This window comes from Symbiopectobacterium sp., from assembly GCF_051710365.1.
Lineage (GTDB): Bacteria > Pseudomonadota > Gammaproteobacteria > Enterobacterales > Enterobacteriaceae > Symbiopectobacterium.
On the sequence record NZ_JBPETA010000020.1, the window covers coordinates 21,278 to 28,751 of the forward strand.

General features: G+C 44.7%; 8 protein-coding genes. All 8 read left to right on the forward strand.

The window, feature by feature from the left end:
- Positions 1-100 precede the first annotated feature (100 nt).
- The 8 genes from ACTBDZ_RS03300 to ACTBDZ_RS03335 all read left to right on the forward strand — a co-directional run bounded on the left by ACTBDZ_RS03300 (position 101) and on the right by ACTBDZ_RS03335 (position 7,357).
- Complete coding sequence (locus ACTBDZ_RS03300; RefSeq protein WP_438814228.1) at positions 101-1,045, forward strand: O-antigen ligase family protein; 945 nt, start codon at positions 101-103, stop codon at positions 1,043-1,045.
- A 267-nt stretch (positions 1,046-1,312) separates the two neighbouring features.
- Complete coding sequence (rfaQ, locus tag ACTBDZ_RS03305; RefSeq protein WP_438814229.1) at positions 1,313-2,395, forward strand: lipopolysaccharide core heptosyltransferase RfaQ; 1,083 nt, start codon at positions 1,313-1,315, stop codon at positions 2,393-2,395.
- 10 nt (positions 2,396-2,405) lie between these two features.
- Entirely contained in the window at positions 2,406-3,530 is a 1,125-nt protein-coding gene (locus tag ACTBDZ_RS03310; RefSeq protein WP_438814230.1) for a glycosyltransferase family 4 protein, read from the forward strand.
- Complete coding sequence (gene rfaP / locus ACTBDZ_RS03315) at positions 3,531-4,340, forward strand: lipopolysaccharide core heptose(I) kinase RfaP (protein WP_438814231.1); 810 nt, start codon at positions 3,531-3,533, stop codon at positions 4,338-4,340.
- Between the two features lie 20 nt (positions 4,341-4,360).
- A complete protein-coding gene (gene waaB / locus ACTBDZ_RS03320; protein WP_438814232.1) occupies positions 4,361-5,449 on the forward strand; it encodes a lipopolysaccharide 1,6-galactosyltransferase in 1,089 nt (362 codons plus the stop codon).
- Between the two features lie 10 nt (positions 5,450-5,459).
- Complete coding sequence (waaO, locus tag ACTBDZ_RS03325) at positions 5,460-6,473, forward strand: lipopolysaccharide 3-alpha-galactosyltransferase (protein ID WP_438814233.1); 1,014 nt, start codon at positions 5,460-5,462, stop codon at positions 6,471-6,473.
- A gap of 18 nt (positions 6,474-6,491) precedes the next feature.
- Positions 6,492-6,719 (forward strand): hypothetical protein, encoded by a 228-nt coding sequence (locus ACTBDZ_RS03330; protein ID WP_438814234.1) that lies wholly within the window; start codon positions 6,492-6,494, stop codon positions 6,717-6,719.
- Between the two features lie 98 nt (positions 6,720-6,817).
- A complete protein-coding gene (locus tag ACTBDZ_RS03335) occupies positions 6,818-7,357 on the forward strand; it encodes a glycosyltransferase family 8 protein (protein ID WP_438814235.1) in 540 nt (179 codons plus the stop codon).
- Positions 7,358-7,474 lie beyond the last annotated feature (117 nt).

Here is a 7,474-nt window from a genome sequence, read left to right on the forward strand (position 1 = left end):
TACGTGACCCAATGATATGTTGAATGATTTAAGATACAGCTGGGCAAAATACCCCGCGGTAAGCGCCTCTTTAACCACAAATACGCTGTTTCCAGGGTGCATGCTGACTCTGGCCGTCATGCCGTTTAGTACCATCATCGCCGGATGGCTGTTTTATTTGACCGGAGTGTCTGCCGCTCTGTATGTGGTTACGCATGTGAAACAGGTCCTCGTCACCAAACGCCTGTTAATATTGCCCATCCTGCAAGTTGGCTCCCTCGCAGTCTGCATAATGACGCTGGCTTATGCGCTATTTCAGTCAGTTTTTCACGATATGCACCGTGTGAGCCTGATCTTTGGCCCGGCAACCAGCGCGGCCTATTTTATGACATTTATCGGAGCGTTGAGTGCGCAGGCATTACTCACGCTCAATGTGCGCTACAAATATTATCTCTATTTACTCCATTTCTTGCTGGTAACCAGTGCCATCATCCTGACACAGACACGAGCGGCCATTTTTGTTTATCCCCTGATTGGGGCGATGATTCTGTTATCAGAAGTGCGTCATAATAAACGTAAATTACTTAAGGGCGTGCTCGGCTCCATCATAACGTTAACGCTCTGCATTGCGCTGTTCCACGACACGATCCATAAACGCACTAGTGATTTGATCAACGACGTGCGCAGCTACAACCAGTACAACAGTCAAACTTCCGTAGGCGCACGGTTTGCCATGGTTCAATCCGGCATGGACGCAGGGCTCGCGGCGCCGTTCGGGCAATCCGCCGAACAGCGCGCGGCAGATATCACCGCCTTCGCACAACAGACACCAGCCATGAAGGGGGCGCTGGGTTACCTGAACGTGCATCTTCATAACGATGTCATTGAGGCTTTTTCACTGAAAGGCTGGCCCGGTGCGCTACTGATTATTTTGTTTTATATCGCGCTCTCTTATTTTTCGATTTTTGTGTTGCGCAGCCACTTTTCCATTGCGCTGTTATTTGCCTTACTTATGTTTGGCTTGAGTGATGTCATTCTCTTTGCGCGGGATATGTTGATGGCGTAGCTGGTTACGTTCTGCCTTGGCATGACGCTGACGGGAAAATGGACCCGCCCCCCAGCACAGACGCCCCCTCAACCTAGCGTAATTATCACTGTGAGAGGCATACAGCTTTTAGTACCATAGCGGTATAAAATAACAGAGCCTGTGTATTTATTTACGTTACGCCTGATAACAATCCAGATGATAGCGCGCAGTCCACTGGTAGCTGAAAAGCCAGGGGCGGTAGCGTGGTCATTTTCTGGTTTATATGCGTTAACTGAAGGAAAGCGAGTGAGCCTCAAAACCCTTACCTATAACCGGATCTTGATTGTAAAGCTGCGTTTTCATGGGGATATGCTGCTGACTACGCCGCTTATCAGCACGCTAAAAGCGCGCTACCCAGAAGCCGCTATTGATGTGCTGCTCTACGAGGACACCATTCCAATCCTTTCCAAGCATCCAGATATCCACCGGTTATATGGTTTAAAAAGAAAAACCGCTGGCGCAATGGAGAAAGTCAGTGATTTTCTCGCCATGCGCAACACCCTCAAACGCAACCGCTATGACCTGATTGTGAATCTGGCCGACCAGTGGCCAATAGCGCTGCTGATTAAATCGTTGAACTGCCCTTATAGCCTCTCCATTCAACGCGGAGGAGCCAGACAGTCGCTATGGCGCGCCTGTTTCACACGTTGTCTGGAACCAACGGGACAGCATATCGTTGAGCAAAACTTCTCTTTGCTTGCCCCTCTGGATGTGCCAGAGGAAGACAGGACACGGCCGCTGTCGCTGTACTATGGCCCGGAAGATGCTGACCGTGTTTTTGCCCTCGCCCCTGAATTAGCGGCAACGCCTTATGTGGTCATCCAGCCGACCGCCAGACAGTATTTTAAATGCTGGGATAACGAGAAATTTGCGCAGGTTATTGATCATCTGAAACAGCAAGGGTTAGAAGTCGTCCTTACCTGTGGCCCTGGTGCCGACGACTTGGCGGTGGTGAATGAGATCAACACTCTGTGCGAACACAAACCGAATCTGTCGCTTGCCGGTAAAGCGCATTTTCTTGAACTGGCAGCATTGATCGACAACGCCGTACTCTATATCGGCGTCGACTCTGCACCAATGCACATGGCGGCAGCGCTCGCAACGCCAACGGTTTGCCTGTTTGGACCGACGGATCACGGTAAATGGAGCCCTTGGTCAGATAACCATATTGTCCTATGGGCGGGAGACTACACCGCCATGCCTGAGAGAGAACATCTCGATAGGAATAAAAAATACCTGTCATGTATCCCTGCTCGGGACGTTATTCATGCCGCAGCAAAATTGCTGGCCGACCCTACGGGTGCTTCGCTAAATACGGCAGAAAGATAAGGAATTCTGCATGAATATTGCCTTCTGCTTGTATAAATATTTCCCGTTTGGCGGCTTGCAGCGCGATTTCCTCAGTATTGCTCAGGCCTGCGTCAGGCATGGTCACCGTGTGCGAGTGTATGTCTTGTCCTGGCAGGGAGAAGAGCCAGAGAATCTTGAGATTATTTTGGTGCCCACGGTGGGTATCAGCAATAACACGCGGCATCAACGCTACAGTGAGTGGGTTCAACACCATCTGCAATTGCACCCTGTCGATCGCGTGGTGGGATTCAATAAAATGCCGGGACTGGATTTTTATTACGTCGCTGATGTGTGCTACGCAGAAAAGGTCGAGCAGGAGAAAGGATTTTTCTATCGCTTAACGCCACGCTACAAGCACTACGCCGCTTTTGAAAAAGCGGTGTTCAGCCCAGGCGTAAACACCAAAATGCTGATGCTGACTCAGCGCCAGATTGCAGATTTTAAAAAACATTATGGTACGCAGGATGAACGTTTTCTGATTCTTCCGCCGGGCATTGCGCTGGACAGAAAATATGACCAGCAGACACCCGGCGTTCGCCAAACCTTTCGTCATGCGCAAAATATCCCCAAAAACGCCCTGGTACTGCTGCAAGTCGGCTCAGATTTCAAGCGTAAGGGCGTCGAGCGCAGCCTGCGCGCTGTTGCCAGCCTGCCGGGAGACCTACGGAAAAAGGTCGTTTTCCTAGTTGTCGGTCAAGATAAACCCGACCGTTATCAGGCGCTGGCTGGTCAGTTAGGGATTGATAAACAGGTGTGTTTTTTCTCTGGGCGTAGCGATGTTCCTGATTTTATGGCGGCCGCAGACGTGCTACTCCACCCTGCACATCAGGAAGCCGCAGGCATTGTGCTCCTTGAAGCGATTACTGCCGGGCTACCGATTATCGTGACGGAGGTATGTGGCTACGCGTTCCATATTGATAAGGCACAAGCAGGCCAGGTTATCGCCTCTCCCTTCAGTCAGGAAGCGCTGAACACTGCGTTGCACACTGCATTAGGACAAACGGAAACGTTGCATCGCTGGTCGGAGAATGCCCGGCATTATGCCGATACGGAAGATCTTTACAGCTTACCGGAAAAAGCCGCACTGCTGATTGCGGGCCAGGATCGTCACTAAATGAAAAGTGTCATTACGTTAAAAGAGCCGTTTGCCTCACTCTGGCAGAAACATGACCCGTTTGAAGAAATCAAAAAACTGGATGGCGATGTCTTTCGCGCATTAGAGAGTCGCAAAACATTACGTTTTACCTTGGCCGGACGTTCCTGGTTTATCAAAATACATCGTGGCACGGCATTAAAAGAGGCACTCAAAAACCTGTTTTCATTGCGACTGCCCGTATTGGGTGCCGATCGTGAATGGAACGCGATTCACCGCTTGCGCGATCTCGGTGTAGACACCATGACGGGTGCCGCATTTGGCCAGCGGGGAGTAAACCCGCTACAGCGCGAATCTTTTATCATTACAGAGGATTTAAGCCCGGCCATCAGTCTGGAAGATTATTGCGCCAACTGGCCGAAGAATCCGCCAATGCTTGCCGAAAAACGGCGACTGATTCGCCGTGTGGCAGAAATGGTGAGAAAGATGCATGCCGGCGGCGTCAATCACCGTGATTGCTATATTTGCCATTTCTTGCTGCGTCAGCCTTATCAGCCCACCGATACGCAATTTACACTTTCGGTCATCGACCTGCATCGGGCACAACTCCGCGAACGTATTCCGCTGAGATGGCGTAATAAAGATCTTATCGGCCTCTATTTTTCCTCACTCGATATTGGGCTGAGCAAACACGATCTCTTGTTTTTCCTGAAGATCTATTTTGATCATCAACCCTTGCGTACTACGTTGCGTCAGGAACAAGCGCTATTTCATGAAGCGTTTACCAAAGCAGAAAAAATTCGAGAAAGAACAGAGCGTAAGGCACTTTAACCTGAGTCCTGATTATCATTATGAATATACTTTTCGTCGGTGAGGCCACCTCCGGTTTCGGCGGGATTGAAACAGTAATAAAAAAGGTCACTAGCTTCCTGGAAGGTGACCAAGACACTAAAAACACCTATACCTTATATTTCCTCTGCCGTGATAACCGCATGGATAAAGCCTGGCTGGAAGGAAAGCACTTTATTTGCCATCGTTCCGGCATCAAGATCTCCTTTCTGCGTAGAATGAGTCACGCGTGTGCGCTGGCGCGCTTCATTAAACAGAACCCACCCGATACGGTTATTGCTTTTGATGCGCCATCCTGTCGCGTTGCGGCACAAGCGATCCGTTACAGTAAGAAAACGCTGCCGCTGATTTCGTGGCTGCACTACTCTCTCGACCACAAAAAACATGCCGAACAGGCACTGGTCACGGACCATCACTTGGCCATCAGCTCCTGTATCAAGCAGCAATTAATAAAGCGTGGCGTTTCTCCCGAACGCATCTCTGTGATTTTTAACCCAGTCACGCCACAAAGTGTCGTGATTCCGCGCCCAACCGATAAAGCCGTCTTTATCTATGTCGGGCGTCTTAAGTTCGAGGGTCAAAAGCGTCTTAAAGACATGTTAGATGCTTTCTCAGGTTTGCACGGTGAATGGGAGTGCCATTTTATCGGTGACGGTTCAGATGCAGAAATATGCCAGGCCTACGCGCATCAACTGGACATTGCAGATCATTTGCATTGGCACGGATGGCAAGAAAAGCCGTGGGAATATGTTCAGACAGAGATCAAGCAAGTCTCGGCTTTTGTTATGAGTTCTGCTTTTGAGGGGCTTCCCATGACGTTGCTTGAAGCCATGTCTTATGGGATTTATTGCGTTAGCAGCGATTGCCCATCGGGACCAGGTGATATCATCAAGAACGGTGTGAATGGGCAACTTTATGCTCCGAGTAATATCAAAGATTTTATTAAGATATTATCTCAAGTACAAAAAAAAGAAATCAATCACAATGTAGAAGAAATAAAAAAATCCATCAGTGAATTTTATGATGAAAACTATTACTCTACATTCATGGAATCTATTTCCAATCATAACAATCAAAAAACATTAAAATAATGGTGATATTGTGTATTTTAATATCAAACAGGTTATAAAAGAGAAAATAACACTAAATGACAATATTAATACATTACCTGCCAATGCATTTAATATTGCGTATGGAATAGACAAAAATTTCATATTTGGCTGCGGAATATCTATATCCTCCATATTATTAAAAAACAAAGAAAAAGAAATAATATTTCATATTTTCACCGATTATTTTGATGAAAAAAACATCTCGGAATTTACTGAACTTAGCCATCAATACAATACCCAAATCATCGTTTATCTCATAAACTGTGATGAGTTAAAAAAATTACCAAGTACTAAAAACTGGTCTTATGCAACCTATTTCCGTTTTATCATTGCTAATTTTTTCAATGGGTTATCATCTAAAGTACTTTATCTTGATGCTGATATTATTTGTAATGGAAAACTGGATGAGTTAATAAATCTAGACTTGGGCGTTCATCTCGCTGCCGTGGTCAGTGAAGGAGAGAAACCCTGGTGGACCAAGCGGGCACATGCGTTAGGGGATGAGAATATAAGTAATGGTTATTTTAATGCAGGATTTCTTTTAATAAACATTCCTTTCTGGGCGAAAGAAGATATCAGTCGACAAGCAATGAATCTTCTTTCCAAAGACGAAATAAAAGAAAAAATATCATTTTTAGATCAAGATATATTAAACATATTGTTTGTGAATAAAGTTATTTTTTTAGATAAAAAATATAACACCCAGTTTAGTATTAACTATGAGCTAAATGAAAGTAAAAAAATGCTCACCCCCATCACCAATAACACTGTATTCATTCACTATATAGGCCCAACAAAGCCGTGGCATGAGTGGGCCATTTATTATGATTCAGCATGCTATTTTACAAAAGCAAAAAATAATTCACCGTGGAAAGAATCTGAATTACTTAAAGCTCATTCAGCTAATCAGCTACGTTATTGTGCCAAACATGAATTTCATAATAAAAAAATATTTTCAGGTTTAAAAAACTACTTACTTTATTTCTTAAAAAAAATCATCTAATTCAGAGCATAGAAAATTATGTATTTTGATAGCAGTGTGATCAAGAATAAGGTTGAATTTCTTGGTGCGCAGGAAACCAACAAAGAGAAGATGTTGCATATTGCATACGGTGTCGATAAGAATTTTTTATTCGGTGCTGCAATTTCGGCCACATCGACGATTATAAATAGTGAAATTCCTATCACCTTACACTTTTTCATTGACTCCATAAACGATGATGATCTTCATCGTGGCTTTGTTGAATAATAGGTAATCATGCTGTTTTTCTATGCCAGTTTTGGTAGAAAATGCTTGTCATCTTAGGTGTACAGTTTTCTCATGAGGCCTAACTGCATGATTTTGCGTTGCGAGGATCCGTCGTTTCACTTGGCTGCCAGCATAAAATCTATTTATTCAACAAAGCCCTTCATCGTTTCAAGAAAATGTCTGGTAGATTTAATGTAGATATATTCATATATGACATTGATAACACACCATTAAAAGACTTACCCACAAAAAATTGGCCTTATTCTGCTTATTATAGATTAATCGCATTCGATTATTTGGGATCATATACCGATCGATTATTATATCTTGATGCCGATATTGTATGTAAAGCGCCCCTTGACGAATTAATACATTTATCTTTTGATAATGCTATTTGTGCGGTTGTAACTGATATCGAGGGGATGGATAAGAAAGCAATTGAAAGACTCCATTGTCCAGAAATAGAAGATGTCTATTTTAATTCTGGTGTAATGTTTATGGATTTAAAACAATGGCATCAACAAAACTTAACCTCTAACGTTATTAAATTTATCTTTGAACATTCAGAACTAAAATACCCGGATCAAGATGCATTAAACATGCTTTTGCTCGGCAAAACATTTCTCTTACCTAAATAACTGTTCCGAATAGTAGATCACCTGAAGGGAACTCAGTCCGAGTTGAGCGATCTGATCAATCGATAAAGATCCCAAATCATCAACCGGACTGAGCGATGTCGAGCATAGCACCGATAC